The 16,587-nt window shown below is 70.1% G+C and carries 15 protein-coding genes; 3 read left to right on the top strand and 12 right to left on the bottom strand.

Annotated features, from left to right (window positions below; translation table 11 throughout):
- Genes rpsC through rpsJ form a run of 8 tightly spaced genes read right to left on the bottom strand, consistent with a single transcriptional unit; the run spans position 1 to position 4,442 of the window.
- Entirely contained in the window at positions 1 to 828 is an 828-nt protein-coding gene (rpsC, locus tag ACIQVL_RS14220) for a 30S ribosomal protein S3 (protein WP_093499641.1), read from the bottom strand.
- On the bottom strand, positions 828 to 1,175 hold the full coding sequence (gene rplV, locus ACIQVL_RS14225; RefSeq protein WP_003974262.1) for a 50S ribosomal protein L22: 348 nt from the start codon (positions 1,173 to 1,175) through the stop codon (positions 828 to 830). Before rplV ends, rpsC begins: the two co-directional genes overlap by 1 nt.
- 44 nt (positions 1,176 to 1,219) lie before the next feature.
- A complete protein-coding gene (rpsS, locus tag ACIQVL_RS14230) occupies positions 1,220 to 1,501 on the bottom strand; it encodes a 30S ribosomal protein S19 (RefSeq protein WP_023547380.1) in 282 nt (93 codons plus the stop codon).
- A 12-nt stretch (positions 1,502 to 1,513) separates the two neighbouring features.
- Positions 1,514 to 2,350: a 50S ribosomal protein L2 gene (gene rplB / locus ACIQVL_RS14235; RefSeq protein WP_041665436.1), complete on the bottom strand. Its 837-nt coding sequence runs from the start codon at positions 2,348 to 2,350 to the stop codon at positions 1,514 to 1,516.
- Between the two features lie 38 nt (positions 2,351 to 2,388).
- A complete protein-coding gene (rplW, locus tag ACIQVL_RS14240) occupies positions 2,389 to 2,808 on the bottom strand; it encodes a 50S ribosomal protein L23 (RefSeq protein WP_362601098.1) in 420 nt (139 codons plus the stop codon).
- A complete protein-coding gene (gene rplD / locus ACIQVL_RS14245; RefSeq protein WP_123974799.1) occupies positions 2,808 to 3,464 on the bottom strand; it encodes a 50S ribosomal protein L4 in 657 nt (218 codons plus the stop codon). The genes rplW and rplD overlap by 1 nt, the downstream gene beginning before the upstream one ends.
- Before the next feature lie 8 nt (positions 3,465 to 3,472).
- Positions 3,473 to 4,117, bottom strand: coding sequence for a 50S ribosomal protein L3 (gene rplC / locus ACIQVL_RS14250; RefSeq protein ID WP_062706771.1), 645 nt, complete (start codon positions 4,115 to 4,117; stop codon positions 3,473 to 3,475).
- Positions 4,118 to 4,133: 16 nt separating this feature from the next.
- Positions 4,134 to 4,442 (bottom strand): 30S ribosomal protein S10, encoded by a 309-nt coding sequence (gene rpsJ / locus ACIQVL_RS14255; protein ID WP_003948644.1) that lies wholly within the window; start codon positions 4,440 to 4,442, stop codon positions 4,134 to 4,136.
- Between the two features lie 535 nt (positions 4,443 to 4,977).
- Between rpsJ and ACIQVL_RS14260 the strand changes: the two genes are divergently transcribed.
- A complete protein-coding gene (locus ACIQVL_RS14260) occupies positions 4,978 to 6,630 on the top strand; it encodes an RNA ligase family protein (RefSeq protein WP_403475424.1) in 1,653 nt (550 codons plus the stop codon).
- A 3-nt stretch (positions 6,631 to 6,633) separates the two neighbouring features.
- On the top strand, positions 6,634 to 9,450 hold the full coding sequence (locus ACIQVL_RS14265) for a poly(A) polymerase (protein ID WP_403475425.1): 2,817 nt from the start codon (positions 6,634 to 6,636) through the stop codon (positions 9,448 to 9,450).
- 29 nt (positions 9,451 to 9,479) lie between these two features.
- Here the strand turns inward: ACIQVL_RS14265 and ACIQVL_RS14270 are convergent, their stop codons facing one another.
- The 3 genes from ACIQVL_RS14270 to ACIQVL_RS14280 are packed head-to-tail and all read right to left on the bottom strand — an operon-like array spanning position 9,480 to position 15,225.
- Positions 9,480 to 10,070 carry a hypothetical protein gene (locus ACIQVL_RS14270; protein ID WP_403475426.1) on the bottom strand — a complete coding sequence of 197 codons (591 nt, stop codon included), beginning with the start codon at positions 10,068 to 10,070 and terminating at the stop codon, positions 9,480 to 9,482.
- Between the two features lie 28 nt (positions 10,071 to 10,098).
- Positions 10,099 to 10,566: a hypothetical protein gene (locus tag ACIQVL_RS14275; RefSeq protein WP_403475427.1), complete on the bottom strand. Its 468-nt coding sequence runs from the start codon at positions 10,564 to 10,566 to the stop codon at positions 10,099 to 10,101.
- Positions 10,567 to 10,569: 3 nt separating this feature from the next.
- Positions 10,570 to 15,225, bottom strand: a complete 4,656-nt coding sequence (locus ACIQVL_RS14280; RefSeq protein WP_403475428.1) for an RHS repeat-associated core domain-containing protein — start codon at positions 15,223 to 15,225, stop codon at positions 10,570 to 10,572.
- 156 nt (positions 15,226 to 15,381) lie between these two features.
- Between ACIQVL_RS14280 and ACIQVL_RS14285 the strand changes: the two genes are divergently transcribed.
- The gene (locus ACIQVL_RS14285; RefSeq protein WP_403433995.1) at positions 15,382 to 15,882 is read left to right on the top strand and encodes a nuclear transport factor 2 family protein; all 501 of its coding nucleotides are present in this window, start codon (positions 15,382 to 15,384) and stop codon (positions 15,880 to 15,882) included.
- A gap of 46 nt (positions 15,883 to 15,928) precedes the next feature.
- On the opposite strand, the gene ACIQVL_RS14290 is transcribed toward ACIQVL_RS14285, so the two are convergent.
- Entirely contained in the window at positions 15,929 to 16,576 is a 648-nt protein-coding gene (locus tag ACIQVL_RS14290) for a hypothetical protein (protein ID WP_403434241.1), read from the bottom strand.
- Positions 16,577 to 16,587 lie beyond the last annotated feature (11 nt).

Here is a 16,587-nt window from a genome sequence, read left to right on the forward strand (position 1 = left end):
TCAGGCCTCCGTTCCGGTGCTCTCAGCAGCCGGAGCGGCAGCGGCCTCGGCCTGGGGGGCCTCGGCAGCGGGAGCCTGCTGCGGCTTGCGACCGCGCCGCTCGCCACCACGGCCACCACGGGCCGGGCGGTCACCAGCGCCACCGCCACGGGCCGGGCGGTTGCCGGCGCGGGCAGCGGCGTTCTCGGCGCGGACCTCGGCGATGTTCTTGACGTCGCCCTTGTAGATCCAGACCTTCACACCGATGCGGCCGAAGGTCGTCTTGGCCTCGAAGAAGCCGTAGTCCACGTTCGCGCGGAGCGTGTGCAGGGGCACGCGGCCCTCGCGGTAGAACTCCGAGCGGGACATCTCGGCGCCGCCGAGGCGGCCGCCGCACTGGATCTTGATGCCCTTGGCGCCGGCCTTCATCGCCGACTGCATGCTCTTGCGCATGGCACGGCGGAAGGAGACGCGGGAGGAGAGCTGCTCGGCGACGGCCTGGGCCACCAGCTGAGCGTCCGTCTCCGGGTTCTTGACCTCGAGGATGTTCAGCTGGACCTGCTTGCCGGTCAGCTTCTCCAGGTCACCGCGGATGCGGTCGGCCTCGGCGCCGCGGCGGCCGATGACGATGCCCGGACGCGCGGTGTGGATGTCCACGCGGACGCGGTCACGGGTGCGCTCGATCTCAACCTTCGAGATACCGGCGCGCTCCATGCCGGACGTCATCATCCGACGGATGGCGACGTCTTCCTTGACGTAGTCCTTGTACAGCTTGTCGGCGTACCAACGCGACTTGAAGTCGGTCGTGACACCGAGCCGGAACCCATGCGGGTTTACCTTCTGGCCCATTACCGGGTTCCTTCCTTGCTGCTGACGACCACGGTGATGTGGCTGGTCCGCTTGCGGATCCGGTAGGCACGGCCCTGGGCGCGCGGCCGGAACCGCTTCAGGGTCGGACCCTCGTCGACGTACGCCTCGGAGATGAAGAGGCTGTCGGCGTCGGTGTGGTCGTAGTTGTGCGCGGCGTTGGCGATGGCGCTGTCGAGCACCTTGCCGACCGGCACGGAGGCTGCCTGCGGAGCGAATCGCAGAACAGCCTGAGCCTCCGTGGCATCCATGCCACGGATAAGGTCCACCACGCGGCGGGCCTTCATGGGCGTAACGCGGATGTACCGCGCCTGGGCCCTGGCTTCCATGGTTGTCCCTCTCAGTTACTTACGTGTCTGAATGCGATCCGCTGCTAGCGGCGCTTCGACTTCCGGTCTTCCTTGACGTGACCCCGGAAGGTGCGCGTCGGCGAGAACTCGCCGAGCTTGTGGCCGACCATCGACTCGGTGACGAACACCGGGATGTGGGTCTTGCCGTTGTGCACCGCAAGCGTGTGGCCGAGCATGGCCGGCACGATCATGGAGCGACGGGACCAGGTCTTGATGACGTTCTTGGTGCCGGCTTCGTTCTGGGCGTCCACCTTCTTGATGAGGTGGTCGTCGACGAAGGGCCCCTTCTTGAGACTGCGCGGCATCTAAACCCGCTCCTAGCGCTTCTTGTTCGTCTTGCGGCGGCGGACGATGTACTTGTTCGACGCCTTCTTGGGCGAACGAGTACGGCCTTCCTTCTTGCCCCACGGGGACACGGGGTGACGGCCACCGGAGGTCCGGCCCTCACCACCACCGTGCGGGTGGTCGACCGGGTTCATGACGACACCACGGACGGTCGGGCGAACGCCCAGCCACCGCTTGCGGCCGGCCTTGCCCCAGTTGATGTTCGACTGCTCGGCGTTGCCGACCTCACCGACGGTGGCGCGGCAGCGCGCGTCCACCATACGGATCTCGCCGGACGGCATGCGGAGGGTCGCCATGGCGCCCTCACGGGCGAGCAGCTGCACCGAGGCACCCGCGGAGCGGGCGAACTTGGCGCCACCACCGGGACGGAGCTCGATCGCGTGGATCGTGGTACCGACCGGGATGTTGCGGAGGGCCAGGTTGTTGCCCGGCTTGATGTCGGCCCCGGGACCGTTCTCCACGGTGTCGCCCTGCTGCAGGTTGCGCGGGGCGAGGATGTAGCGCTTCTCGCCGTCCGCGTAGTGCAGCAGCGCGATGCGCGCGGTGCGGTTGGGGTCGTACTCGATGTGCGCGACCTTCGCCGGCACGCCGTCCTTGTCGTGACGACGGAAGTCGATCACTCGGTAGGCGCGCTTGTGTCCGCCACCCTGGTGGCGAACGGTCACACGACCGGCGTTGTTACGGCCGCCCTTGCTGTGCAGGGGGCGGACCAGCGACTTCTCCGGCGTGGACCGCGTGACCTCGACGAAGTCGGCGACGCTGGCGCCACGACGGCCCGGCGTAGTCGGCTTGTACTTGCGGATTCCCATTTCTCAGTCCTCGTCCGATATCGGACGATCCGACCCGCTTACGCGGTCGGACCGCCGAAGATGTCGATACGGTCGCCCTCGGCGAGGGTCACGATCGCGCGCTTGCTGCCGGCACGCTGACCGAAACCGGTCTTCGTGCGCTTGCGCTTGCCCTGGCGGTTGAGCGTGTTGACGCCGGTGACCGTGACCGAGAAGACCGCCTGGACGGCCTGCTTGATCTGGGTCTTGTTGGCGCCCGGGGCGACGACGAACGTGTACTTGTTCTCGTCCAGGAGCGCGTAGCTCTTCTCCGAGACGACCGGCTTCAGCAGCACGTCACGGGGGTCCGTGAACGACTTGCTCAGCGGGGTCTCGACGGTGTTCTTGCCCTCGGCGGCGTGGCGCTTCGCCTTGGCGACGCGCGCGGCCTTCGCGGCCTTGGCGGCCTTCGAGGCGATAGAGGGGTGACGGATGGCCATCAGACCTCAGTCCCTTCGGTGTCGTTGGCCTTCGGGCCGGCGACGAAGGACTCGAGAGCGGCCTGGGTGAAGACCACGTCGTCCGAGACGATCACGTCGTACGTGTTCAGCTGGCCCGGCTCCAGGATGTGCACCTGGGGCAGGTTGCGGGCGGAGAGCCACGCGGCCTCGTCGGCGCGGTCGACGACCAGGAGCAGGTTCTTGCGCTCCGAGATCTTGCCGAACAGCGTGCGAGCGGCCTTGGTGCTGGGGGTCTCGCCCTCGATCACGCCGGTGACGACGTGGATGCGGTTGTGGCGCGCCCGGTCGGTGAGGGCGTGACGCAGAGCGGCAGCCTTCATCTTCTTGGGGGTGCGCTGCGAGTAGTCACGCGGCTGCGGGCCGTGGACGACGCCACCGCCGGCGAACTGCGGCGCGCGGGTCGAGCCCTGACGGGCGCGGCCGGTGCCCTTCTGGCGGTACGGCTTCTTGCCGCCACCACGGACCTCGCCACGGGTCTTCGTCTTGTGCGTGCCCTGGCGGGCAGCGGCGTTCTGCGCGACGACGACCTGGTGGATCAGCGGGATGCTGACCTTCTCCACGCCGAAGATCTCCGCGGGGAGCTCGACGCTACCGGTCTTCTCGCCTGCAGGCGAAAGGATGTCAACAGTGCTCATCGGTTACCTCAGGCCCCCTTGGCCGCGGTGCGGACCAGGACGAGGCCGCCGTTCGGACCGGGAACCGCGCCCTTGATGAGCAGCAGACCCTTCTCCGCGTCAACGGCGTGGACGGTCAGGTTCTGGGTGGTGACACGCTCGTTGCCCATGCGACCCGCCATGCGGAGGCCCTTGAACACGCGGCCCGGGGTGGCGCAGCCACCGATGGAACCGGGCGAGCGGTGCTTGCGCTGGGTGCCGTGACCGGCGCCGAGGCCCTTGAAGTTGTGACGCTTCATGACACCGGCGAAGCCCTTGCCCTTGCTCTTGCCGGTGACGTCGACCTTCACGCCGGCCTCGAAGACCTCGGCGGTGACTTCCTGGCCGAGCGTGTACTCGGAGGCGTCAGCCGTACGGATCTCGACGAGGTGGCGACGGGGGGTGACGTCGGCCTTCGCGAAGTGGCCCTTGAGGGGCTTGTTCACCTTGCGCGGGTCGATCTCGCCGAAGGCGATCTGGACCGACTCGTAGCCGTCGACGTCGTTGGTGCGGACCTGGGTGACGACGTTGGGGCCGGCCTTGACGACGGTGACCGGAACAACACGGTTGTTCTCGTCCCACACCTGCGTCATGCCGAGCTTCTCGCCCAGGATGCCCTTGATCTGCTTAGCCATTCTCAGATCACCGGCCTCAGAGCTTGATCTCGATGTCGACACCGGCCGGGAGGTCGAGTCGCATCAGGGAGTCAACGGTCTTCGGCGTCGGGTCGAGGATGTCGATCAGGCGCTTGTGGGTGCGCATCTCGAAGTGCTCGCGCGAGTCCTTGTACTTGTGCGGCGACTTGATGACGCAGTACACGTTCTTCTCAGTGGGCAGCGGCACCGGGCCCGCGACCGACGCACCAGTGCGGGTCACCGTCTCGACGATCTTCTTCGCCGAGGAGTCGATGACCTCGTGGTCGTAGGCCTTGAGCCGGATGCGGATCTTCTGTCCCGCCATGGCTACTCAGTAGTCCTTCTCTGCACGCTCTGGAACCCGGTGCCTACTTCTCTTCTCCGACCCACGCGGTCGGGCGTGTCGCGCTCCCGCTGACACAGATGCCCCTTGTTCGAACATCCCTGCGGGGAATGCACACGGCCCTTCCGGAACCGCAAGCCGGGGGCGGAAGGCCCACCGGGTGCCTGGCCGGTGCCGCACCGCACTTCCCGAAAGATTCCCGTACGTCCGCCCCAGTGCTGCCGTAGTGGCAGTTAGGACGACGAGTACTGTGGGACTCGCTTCCGGTCCTCCCGGCGGGAGGCGCGCAGCATCAACACTCGACCGAGCAACCCCGCTAGTCTGCCATACGGGGCGGGGGGCTGGCCAATCGGGCCGGGGAGCATACCCCCGGAGTGACGCAGGTCAAACCCGGCCCCTCCCCAGCGGCGTCCCCGAGGGCCTCGGCCGGTCCCGGCCGCACCGTAATCCGCTCGCCCGCCATCACCCGCGCCCCTACGCTGAGCAGGCACGACGGCTGTCACGGGGGACGTTCACCATGCGTACGCACTATCCACGGACCCGGCATCTGCCCTGGTCGCCCGGCGCGAGTGCCGACGATCTCCGGGTCACCGACCTGTCCGGCCTGCGCGGCCGCGAGGTCGTCGTGACCGAGAAGCTCGACGGCGAGAACACCACCCTTTACACCGACGGCCTGCACGCCCGTTCGCCGGACTCGGCCCACCATCCCTCCCGCGCCTGGGTCAAGGCATTGCAGGCCCGGATCGGCCACGCCGTCCCGGAGCGGTGGCGGGTGTGCGGGGAGAACATGTTCGCCCGGCACTCGATCGCCTACGACGACCTGGAGAGCTACTTCTACGGCTTCTCGGTGTGGGACGGGGAGGGCCGCTGCCTGGACTGGGACCGGACGGTGGACTTCCTGCGCGGGCTCGGCGTTCCCGTTCCCCGGGTGCTGTGGCGAGGCGTGTTCGACGAGCGGGCGCTGCGCGCGCTGCGGCTGGACCTCGGACGGCAGGAGGGATACGTCGTGCGGGTCGCGGACGGGTTCGGCGCGCAGGAGTTCGGGGAGCGCGTCGCCAAGTGGGTGCGGGCGGGACACGTACAGACGGACACCCACTGGATGCACGCGGCCGTCGTCGAGAACGGGCTCGGGGCCGGGGCGGCCCTGTGGGCGGTGCGCTCGGGAGCGGCCGTCGACGTGCGGGCGCTGGAGGAGGCCGTGGGGCTGCCCGGCGAAGGGGACGCACAGGCCGTCGGCCGCTTCGATCCGGCCGGACGGTCCGGTGACGACCTGCTGGCCGGCGTCCTGGCCGCGCTGCTGCACGGCACCCGCCGCGGGCGGCTGGCGGCACGGCTCGCCACGGTGGCGGGCGTACCGCTGGCCCGCCGGGTCGCCGACCTCGTGGGGCTGCATCCGGCGCTGCACCGGCCGTATCCGGACCAGGACCGGCGGACCGGTCTGGTGCGCCTGTCGTACGCCGCCGACCTGGGGCTGCTGCACGCGGTCGCCCGTGCCACCGCGGACACGGACGCGGCGCGCGAGCAGGTGGAGTGGTCGGCGCTGCACGCCGAGGACGTGCGAAGCCTCGGGCTGCGCGAGGCGTTCGCCGGGCTGCCGGCCGACACGGCCGCCCGGTGCCGGGCCGAGGCCCGGGAGGCGTACGCGCTGGGGCGGATCGGCAGTGCCGACGAGGCCGTCGCCGCGACCTGGCGCTGGCGGTCCGGCGCGTTCCCGAAGCTGGTCCAGACCGTCGGCCCGGCCGGCAGCGGCAAGAGCACCTTCGCCCGGGGACTGCCGGGCGTGGACGCGTACGTCTCCCTGGACGACCTGCGCGAGGCACGCGGCTCACGCGCCGACCAGCGGGCCAACGGCGAGGTCCTCCGCCAGGGGCTCGGCCGGCTGGACCGGGCCCTGGCCGCGGGCGGGACCGCGGTGTGGGACGCCACGTCCCTCACCAAGCAGCAGCGCTCGCTGGTGCACGGGATCGCCCACCGCCATGACGCCCTGATCACCCATGCCGTGGTCCTGGTCGACGAGGACGAGCTGGTACGGCGCAACACCCGCCGCGAGCACCCGGTGCCGCCCGGGGTGCTCACCGGCCAGCTGCGGCGCTTCGCCCCTCCCTATCCCGGCGACGCCCATCGCACCTGGTACGTCGGGGCGAGCGGGACCGTCGAGGAAGAGGTCTGAGGCGTGCGTACGAGCGAGGAGATCTACCACCGGGTGCGCTGGGACCCGCGTTTCGACCCGGCCCGCTTCGTCCTCGGCGTCCTCCAGCGCGCCGCCGCGCCCAAGCGGGTCCCGCTGCCCGCGTTCGTGCCCGGGGGCGAGATCCCCTGGCACCGGGTGCTGTTCATCGAGGCCGACGGCGAGCTGGTGTGGGACCGGGCCACGGGGACGGACCGGATCGACGCGACGGAGGCGGGGCGGGTCCGGGAGGCCCGCCTGCTCCGGGCGCCGTTCTTCACGGCCCGTACGCCGTACGCGTGGGACGGCGAGGAGTGGGGGCTTGCGCCCGCGCGTCGCGGGGGCGCGTCCAGGGGTGTCCGGGCATCCGGGGATGCGCAGGTATCCGAGGGCGTGCGGGTACTGACGTGGAACACCCTGTGGGACCGGTACGACGCCGACCGCATCGACACCGCCGGGCGCAGACCTCTCCTGTCGCGGGCGCTGCGCGACGCGGACGTGGACGTGATCGCGTTGCAGGAGGTGGAGGCGGAACTCCTCGCCCTGCTGCTGGGCGAGGAGTGGGTGCGGGCGGGCTGGACCCTGGGCACGGACCCGCGAGGGCGGGACGTCGACGCGTGCGGTCTGCTGCTCCTGAGCCGGCTGCCCGTCATCGAGGCCGCGCACCACGAACTGGGCCCGCACAAGGCGGTGACCGCCCTCGTCGTGGAGGCCGGCGGACGGCCCCTGGTCATCGCGGCGACCCATCTGAGCAGCGACCACTCGGAGAACGGCGCCGGCCGGCGCACGGCGGAACTCACCCGCATCGCCGAGGGCCTCGCGGCCGTCGACGCCGAGCTGCTCCTGCTGGGCGACTTCAACGACGGCGGCGGCACACCGCAGCTGACGCTGGGCCTGCGGGACGCGTGGAGCGAGGTGCACGGCGCCGACGACACGACCCCGACCTTCGACCCCGGCGGCAATCCGCTGGCCGCGATCTCGTCACTGACGGGCCGGGCCTCGCGGCTGGACCGGGTACTGCTGCGCGGGGAGGGGCTGCGGGTACGGAGCGCCGAACTGCGCGGTGACGTGCCGTCGGCGGAGGGGACGTACATCTCCGATCACTACGGTGTGCTGGCCGAGCTCGCGGTGGACGCTCCGGAGGCGGACGCCCCGGAGTCCCTCACCGAAGGTCCTACGCCCCGTACGGCGCTGGCGTGGCTCCCGCCCGGGGAACTGTGGCCCCCGCTGCAGGAGATCCGCCGGGACCACGACCCGCAGATCCGCCGCTGGCCCCCGCATGTGAACCTGCTCTTCGGATTCGTACCGGAACACACCTTCGAACGGGCGGCGGCGGTGCTCGCGACGGCCGCCACCGCTCCCTTCGACGCCCGGCTGGAGGGCGTGCAGTGGTTCGGCCACCGGGACGACGCCACCGTCTGGCTCGACCCCGCCGCCGCGGGTGAGGAGCCCTGGGCCGACCTGCACCGCACGGTCCTGCGCCGCTTCCCCCGCTGCGGCGGCCGACACCCGGGCTTCACTCCGCACCTCAGCCTGGGCCGCACCACCGACCCGAACACGCTGGCCACCGCCTGCGCGGCCCGGCTCGCCCCGATGCCGGTCAGGGTCGGCGAGCTGGCGCTGCTCTCGCGGCGCGGCGACGAGCCGATGCGGGTGCGGGCCACGGTGACGCTGGGAACGGGCGAGGTGCGGTGGACGGAGGAGGCCGCGCGGAGCGGAGCGGAAGACCTGGTGGCGCGGGTGGCCGAGGAGACCACCCGCCGCATCGAGGACGCGCTCCCCGACGCCGTCGTGCACGTCGTCGGCTCCCGGCGCATGGGCTGCGCGCTGCCCGGGGCGGACCTGGACCTGGTGGCGGTGCTGCCCGGCACGGCCGGACTCCCCGCCGTACAGGGGCGGTTGGCCGCCGCCCTCCCCGAGGCGACGGAGGTGCGCGAGGTGGTCGGGGCCCGGGTACCCGGGCTGCGGTTGCGGATCGACGGGCTGGACGTGGACCTGGTCGTGGTCACCACGGGTTCGGCGGACCCCGCGGAGGCGGTCGCGCGCCGGACCGAGCTGGGCGAGGAGGCCGCGGTCGCGCTCAGCGCGGTGAGCGACGCCGACGCGGTACTGGCCTCGGTGGGCGGGCACGGAGTGGCCTTCGCCCGGCTGGCCACGCAGGTCAAGGCGTGGGCGAAGGCCCGGGGCCTGGACTCGGCACCGTTCGGCGGCCTGCCGGGCCTGGCCTGGTCCGTCCTGGCCGCCCGCACCACGGCCGAGGCCGGCGACCTCGCGCCGGGCGACCTCCTGCGGCACTTCTTCGCGACGTGGGCGGCCTGGGACTGGCGGCAGCCGGTGGGCCCGACAGGCGATCGCCCCGACCCCCTCCTCCCCCTCAGCATCACGACACCCTCCGCCCCCGTACGCCCCTGCACCGACCAGGTGACGGCGGGCATGCGTGACCTGGTGGCCCAAGAGCTGTTCCGCGCCTGGGAGTTGCTGGAGGGAACCACGGACCCCTACCCCCGGGCCGAACTCCTCGCCCCTCCCCCGCTCCACCGCCGCCACGCGGCCTGGGCGGTCCTCACGGTGGGCCCGGGCGCGGACGAGGGCAGGGTGCGGGGCAGGATGCGAGCCCTCGTCACCGACCTCTCCACGTCGGCCCCCGACTGCCACGCCTGGCCCCGCCCCTTCACCACGAACCCGGCCCGCTATGCCATCGGCCTGGGCTCCGCCCCACCGGCCGCCGACCACCTCGCGGCTCTCGCGGAACGCCGCCTGCGCGGCCTGACCGGAGTCACGCTGACGCGGGCCGAGGGGTGCGGGGTACCGACCCTGCGCTGACGCTCGGCGTCGGACCGGACGGCGCGTGCTCAGAATCCCCAGGGGTCGGGATGGGGCTTGGCCGCGGGCTCCTCCGACCAGGTCAGACGGGCTTCGATCTGGTCCCCGGTGAGCCCGAGGAGCCGGTCGGCGGCCCAGCCGTTCCACTGGACGGCACGGGGGAACTGCGGCAGCCGGAAGGCGGGCAGGCCGGTCGGCAGTGCCTCGGAACGGTACACGGGCTTCTTGATCTCGCCGTTCCGCTTCGGCTTGGACGACCTGCGGAGATCGAGGCAGTCGACCACCTGGTCGACGAGGTACAGGACGTAGTCGTCGCCCTTGCCGTTGCGGATCTCGACGGGTACCAGGCTCCCGGCCGACAGCAGTTCGTCCCCGAACCCCTCGGCCAGACGGCGGCTGAGCACGGGCGTTCCGGGACTGCCGCTGGGGAACTCGCTCCTGGGCGCGGAGTCGTCCATCCATTCGGCACGCAGCCCGGTCGGCCGGTCCGCTTCGTCCCTGCTCCGCTGCCACCGCATGAGCCTGCTCTGGTCGGCACCGTCCAGACGCAGCGTCTCGTAGTCGCTCAGGCTCGGCAGAAGCCGGTAGACCGCCGGATTCCGCTGCGGCACATCAGACATCGCGCCGGTACTCACCGCACGCCCGAGTTCATGAAACGACGGCATCGACCCTCACCGGCAGTTCCGTGTCGTCCTGGACCGCACCGACGAGCAGCGACCGGCGTCCCAGGCCCCAGGCCCGCTGCTCGATGTAGTCGATGCCCACCGTCTGGCCACCGTCCAGTCGGGCGAGGCGCCCGGCAAGGACACCGGTCTCCACCTCATGTGCGATCCGTCCGACCACCTGCGCGGACTCCTCGTACAGCGCTTCCAGCGCGTCGAAACCGGCCTCCTCGTCGACCTCGCGCTCCCACAGGGTGACAGCGAGGCGCACCTGCGGGGCATCCCCCTCGATACCCGCCAGGAGGTCGTCCTTGCGCCAGACACGGGGGAACGCGGCGCCCGGCACCTGGCGCGCCACGCCCCAGCCCAGCCGTTCCAGGACGGCGCCGATCCCCTCACCCGTCAGGCTCTCGTCGTCGGACAGGAGCTCCAGAACTGCAACGACCTCGTCCACGCCCTAATCCATTCCGTTTCCCGGCACGTGGAAGACGTTCAGCCTTCCATCGGCGAATTCGTCTGGGAACTTGCTGCTGAAAAGATCCCGGAGGTGCTCGGCTCCTTCCGGGTAGGAGGTGGCATACCGCACCCCCTTGCCGCCCAGTCCTTCGTTCAGCGCCAGGAGCTTCTCGGCCTGACTGGTGATCCGGTCCTCGTCGTAGTGACGATGCGCAGGATTGTACTGAGACGCCGCCCACTCACCCGGATGGTCACCACCGGTCCACTTCGCCTCGACGATGAAGCCGTCCGCGGTGGGACCACCGTCCACGTGCACCTCCCGACCGTCTCCGAGGCGCCACACCTGCTCGTAGTCCGTGTGCGTGACGAACCGTTGGTAGCGGAATGAAACGCGTTGCAGCATTTTGTCGGTCATCCACTGGATGCCCACGAACGTCGGGCACCGCTGCAGGCCGAGCGGATCCACCCAGAGATGGGGATTGGAGACGTAGGCGTAGTGGTCGGGCCCTGCCTGGAGCCCGAGCGGGTCGGGGGTCAGAAAGCGGACACTGTGCGGGTCGTAGTAGCGGTGGAAGTTGTAGTGGAGGCCGCTTTCCTCGTCCGCGTACTGCCCGGGGAAGCGGAGCGGGCACGACAGCCCGCCCGACACGGCCGTGTCGGGGGCGTCTTCGTCGCCCCAGAGACCGGATCTGCCCCGCCACCGCACCGCGCCGTCGAGACCGATCAGTTCGACAGGCGTGCCGACGACGTCCGTGACGATGGCGAAGAACCGCTCGTCGACTTCGTCCTGCGGCAGCTCGCGCGACCGCGTCCGCTCCGCCTGTGCCATCGGTCGGTGCGTACCTGGTTCGTACTCCCACGTGACCGTGTGCTCGCCCGCGTCGCTCCAGCGGGACTGCTCGGCCAGGCGCTGGCCGTCCCAGGTGAACGCGGTCCGCTCGATGACCTGCCCGTCCTCGGCGTGGCACCGCTTCTCCGTGCGGCGTCCGAACGGGTCGTAGTCATAGCTCCAGCGACGACCGTCGGGGCCGGTCATGCCGGTGAGCCGGTCGTCCGCGTCCCAGCTGAACGACCACGCCCGGCGGCCCCCGGACAGTGTCCGCTGTACCAGTCGGTTGACCCGGCCCTGGCCGTCGTACGTGTACGACCTCCTGCCCGCTCGACGGACCTGGTTCCCGGCATACGTGTGCCGGGCCTGCTCTCCGTCCGCTCGGCCCGTGAGTGACGAGGACGAGGACGTCGGGTTGCCCGCGGCGTCGTACGCGTAGCGTTCTTGCCAGGAGTCACCGTCGACCGCCACGACGCGACCGCGCTCGTCGTGCCGGAACTGCTGCCGACCACCGTGGAGGTCGCGTGTTTCGGTCAGTCGGTCACCGATTCCGTACACATAGTCGCGACGGCTGACGACCGGGCTCTCGGCGCCGAGGCCGTGACCGTCAGGTACCCGCAGCACATGGGACGTCATGCGGCGGCATTCGTCCCAGTGACGCTCCATGCGGAGGGAATCGCCGAAGTCCCGGACCACCTCTTTGCCATCTTCGTCGTGCCGGAAGACGATCTCGTGGCCGGCGCTAGAAAGCCTCGACGGCAGACTCCGCTTCGAGTACTCCCACCGGCTCTCCGCTCCGGACGGCGTCCTGCGCACCGTGCGGCGGCCCAGTCGGTCATAGGCGTGACTGATGGTTCGGCCGTTGGTCGTCTCGCTCAGTACCCGTCCGAGCCGATCGCGCTCCGCCTCCACGACGACATCGCCGCATCGGGCCCGGTACACCTGTCCGCTCGACGTGTAGGAGTACGTCGTCGAGGATTCCGCGGTGCGCTTTCCGACGACCCTGCCCACCGCGTCACGCTCGTAGGACGTGACCTGCCCGGCGCCATTCGTGCGCCGGGCGAGTCGGCCGGCGGCATCGTACGAATAGATCAGCGTGCGGCCGTTGAAGTCGGTCTCCGACTCCAGGAGCCCCGTGGTGCCGAATCGGTACTCCCACGCGAGGCCCTGCTCGTTCGTGACGCCTACCAGTCTGAGTTCTGTGTCGTAGCGGAAATGCCGCTGCCCGCCGTCGGCATCGGACCGCCAGGCAGGAAGATCGAAATGGGTGTACCCGAAACGAGTGACGGAGCCGGCGGAATCCGTGTGGCGCACGAGACGCCCCTCGGCGTCCCACTCCCAGACCTCCCTGCCGCCGTCGGGCGTGGTCCGCGACAGGGGCTTGCCCTCGACGTTCCAGGTCAGGCGGGTCACATTGCCCAGAGCGTCGCGGATCTCGGAGACCCGGCCGAAAGCGTCCCGGGTGTGCTGCACGGTGCCGCCGAGGGGGTCGACCGACTTCACGGGAAGCCCACGTGCATCGGTCTCGACCCTTGTGACCGCTCCGGCCGGATCGGTGATCTCGGTCAGCGCTCCCTTGCCGTCATAGGCGAACCGGGTCGTCTCCGCGAGTGGAGTGGTGACCGAGGTGCGGTTGCCACGGTCGTCGTAGGCGTAGGACCAGCAGGAACCGTCGGCGGCCTCGGTCAGCGTCGGAAGGTGCTGCTCATTGAACTCGGCCCGAGCGGTGGTGCCGTCGGCGCTCGTGATGTTGACCAGGTTTCCGGCCGCGTCGTAGGCATAACGGGTGCTGTTGCCCAACGCGTCGGTATGCCCCACCAGCCGGTCCCGGCGATCCCATTCGTATCGCGTGATGTTCCCGAGCGCATCGATGACCGCCGTACGCTGCAGCCGCTCGTTGTACTCGTGCACGGTGGCCTGTCCGGACGAGTCGGAGTACACGGTCCGGCGCGCATCACGGTCGTACGTGAGCCGGCAGTCGAGGAATCCGTCCGCACCCGCGCCGCGTACGCAGCGGTCCTCTTCGTCGTACTCGAACTCGTACCAGGAACCGCACCGGTCCTCCCACCTGGTGATCCTCCCCCGGTCGTCATAGGCATACCGGAAGGGCAGGCCGGAGGAGTTGTACACATGGACCAGGTCACCGTCACGGTAGGCGTAGCGCACCAGAGTCGCGTCGTCCGAGCCGATCGCTTCCGCCAGTCGCAGCGATGCGATGCGCCCGGCCTCCGTTTCGATCGCGACGCGGTACCCCCCGCTGTGGTGCAGGGCCACCGGCTCCCCGGCAGCCGAGTACTCGATGTCGAGGCGATGTCCGTTGCGGTCGCTCCGGCTGTGCAGGGAGAACACCGTGCTGCCGTCGGCACCCGGCGCATCGTCCGGCTGGAACACGCGGGTGACCCCGGTCTCCGGATCCATGATGGTCATCGGCCCGCCGGGTTTTCCGTCCCACTCCAACGGCCAGCGGGGCCCTTCCAGCGGATACACGGGATCACCAGGCGTTGGACGGGGGTAGGCGAGCAGCATTCCGTCGTCCGAGGCGAAGGCGATCCCCTGGTCGTCCATCTCCAGTCGTTCGTCGAGCGTTGATGCCCAGGACGGACCGAACCACCTGCCGTAGTTGTAGGTGGACAAATGAGTCCGTTTGACTTCGAGCGGCAGGATGCCCGGCAACGTCACATCTGAAGCGACCATGAGCATCTCGCCCGACACCAGGTCGATCGGATCGCCGCCCGGGCAGCGCCCTGCAAGTGCCTTGCCTCTGGCGACCAGATCCGTCATCCCGGAGCGCAGACTGGTCAGGCCACGAGTTCCGAGCCCACGCACGGCCTCGGCCATGCCCTTGAGCCCCAGTTTGCCAAGTCCCCGCATGCCCTTGGCGAGTTTGCCGAGGCTGGTGATGCCCTTCCCGCCGGGTATGCAGTCCAGCGCCGCGAACGCCACGTCCCACAGGGATGCCTGGCCTTGTGAGTATTTGTAGAGGGTGTCGGCGAGGACGACGAGTGCGGCGACCAGGACGATCGCGCCGAGGATGGGCCCGCCGATGATCATCGCGATGATCCCGACGACCGCGACGACGACCTTGCAGACCGTGACGATGGTGTCCCAGTTGTCCTCGAACCAGTGCCCGACGTCCTGCCACCAGTGCCGGTTCGGGATCCCGGCATCCGAGGCCTCGTCGATCTTCCGCTTCGCCTCACCGGCTGCGTCGTCGCGCATCTTCCGGGCGTCCTCGGCCATCTTCTTCGCGGCGTCGAGGGCGCTCTGGGCGGTGGTGACGTCCGACTGGGCCTGGGTGTGCGCGGACTTGGCGCTCTGCACGTCCCGGGTGGCAGCCCGGACCTTGCCCTCGTCGGGCTTGTCGGCGTCGGACTTGCTGCCGGTGGGGTCGTCCTTGTACTTGTCGGCTTCCTTCGTCGCCCGCGTCACCCACGAGTCGGCGGAGGAGAGCCGGGACTTGGCCGAGGAGAGATCGCTCTGGGCGTCCTTTGCCTTGGCCAGGGCCTTGTCGGCCAGCGCCTGGGCGCGCTCCAGCTTGGGCCAGTAGTCCGCGAGGGCGTCACCGCACAGCTCGTAGGACTTCTTCAGCTTCTTCAGGTTCTTCGGGACGTCCTTGAACTGCTCCTTGAACACCTCCGCCGACTTCCCCGCCCACTGCAGCAGGGTGTCCTCGCCGGCCATGCCCTTGACCAGGCCGAGCGCGTCGGAGACGTCGTCGGCGAAGGCGTGCAGCTGCGTGGCCAGGGTGCGCACGCGCTGCGGGTCGCCCGGGGTCGGGTCCCGGTCCAGGTCGAGTGGATGCCAGTCCGCCGGTCGGTACCCCGCCATGATCCCGCAACCCCCGTCGCGTACGCCCCGTCAACAAACCTGTGCACACGCGAACTTACAAGGAACGGCCGTTCGAGGTGAAGCCCGGCGGCACGGCCGCATCCCGTTCGTGGTGGTGCTCGTTGGCCGACCGGGACCGATCCCGGAAGGAGCCGCATGAAGCAAGAGGACATGGTCGCGCTGTGGGAGCGGCACACGGAGTACGAGTTCGTCGTCAGGGACGCCGACCTGGCGGTGTCCACCATGGTCGATGACGCCAGCGTGATGCATCTGCCGACGATGAGCGGCGGCTTCGGCAAGGACCACCTTCGGGATTACTACCGCGACGTCTTCATTCCCGGCATTCCGCAGAACACCACCGTGGAGACGGCGGACCGGTCGGTGGGCGGCGATTTCCTCGTCGAGGAGATCGTCATGCGGATGACGCACGATCAGGAGATCCCGTTCCTGCTGCCGGGGCTGGCCGCGACCGGACGTACCGTGGATGTGGCGCTGGTGGTGGTCGTGAAGTTCCGGGACGGCCTGATGGCGAGCGAGCGGATCTACTGGGACCAGGCAGCCGTGCTCGCCCAGGTCGGTCTGATCACCGCCGGGGACCTGCCCATGGCCGGCTCCGCCGAGGGCGCCCGGTTCCTGCGGGACAGGGTGATGTCCTGACCGCAGCGGACGGGCGCCGCGGCCCCAGCTGGCGAGTCCGTTCCCCTCAGTCCGCGAACCGGAACGTCGACGTGATCGCGTCGAAGATGTCGAAGAAGGAGTCGGCGAGGTCGAGGACCTGGCTGCTGCCGGCGACCAGGGCGACCTTGCCCTCCTGGCCGGGGACCGGGATGAACGTCTGCATGAGGACCGCGCGGATCGTGCGGCCCAGGCTGTCCTCGGGGACCGGGATGTCCTCGATGCCGTAGGTGCGGGCGGCGGGGCCGACGCCGGGGATGTCGACGGTCGTCACCTTGCGCCAGGAGTCGCCCTCCCGGTGGGCCTCCTTGGGGGCGAGCTGGGCGGCGATGGCGGCGGGGTTGTTGGAGAGAGGGGAGCCGTCGCGCGTACGGCCGCCGACCAGCGACACCGTGACCGAGCCGGTGATCGGGGTGTCGCCGCCGAAGCTCTCCGCCATGCAGCCGCAGTACATCGCGCCCGACTTCCAGGCGTCGGCCGCGGACTTGCGCAGGAAGCCGACGTACGTGTCCCGGTACTGCGCCAGCTCCGGGTGCTGGGCGATCCGCTCGTTCACCATCCGCCGGATCGAGTCGTCCCGCGACTCCGGCCGCACGTCGAACTCCCACCACGACTCCGGCACCTTGATCCGGAAACCGCCGCGCTCGATGGTCAGCGTCTCCATGTAGCGGGCCATGCTGTACGCCA

The organism is Streptomyces sp. NPDC090499, from assembly GCF_044769305.1.
Classification (GTDB): Bacteria; Actinomycetota; Actinomycetes; order Streptomycetales; family Streptomycetaceae; genus Streptomyces.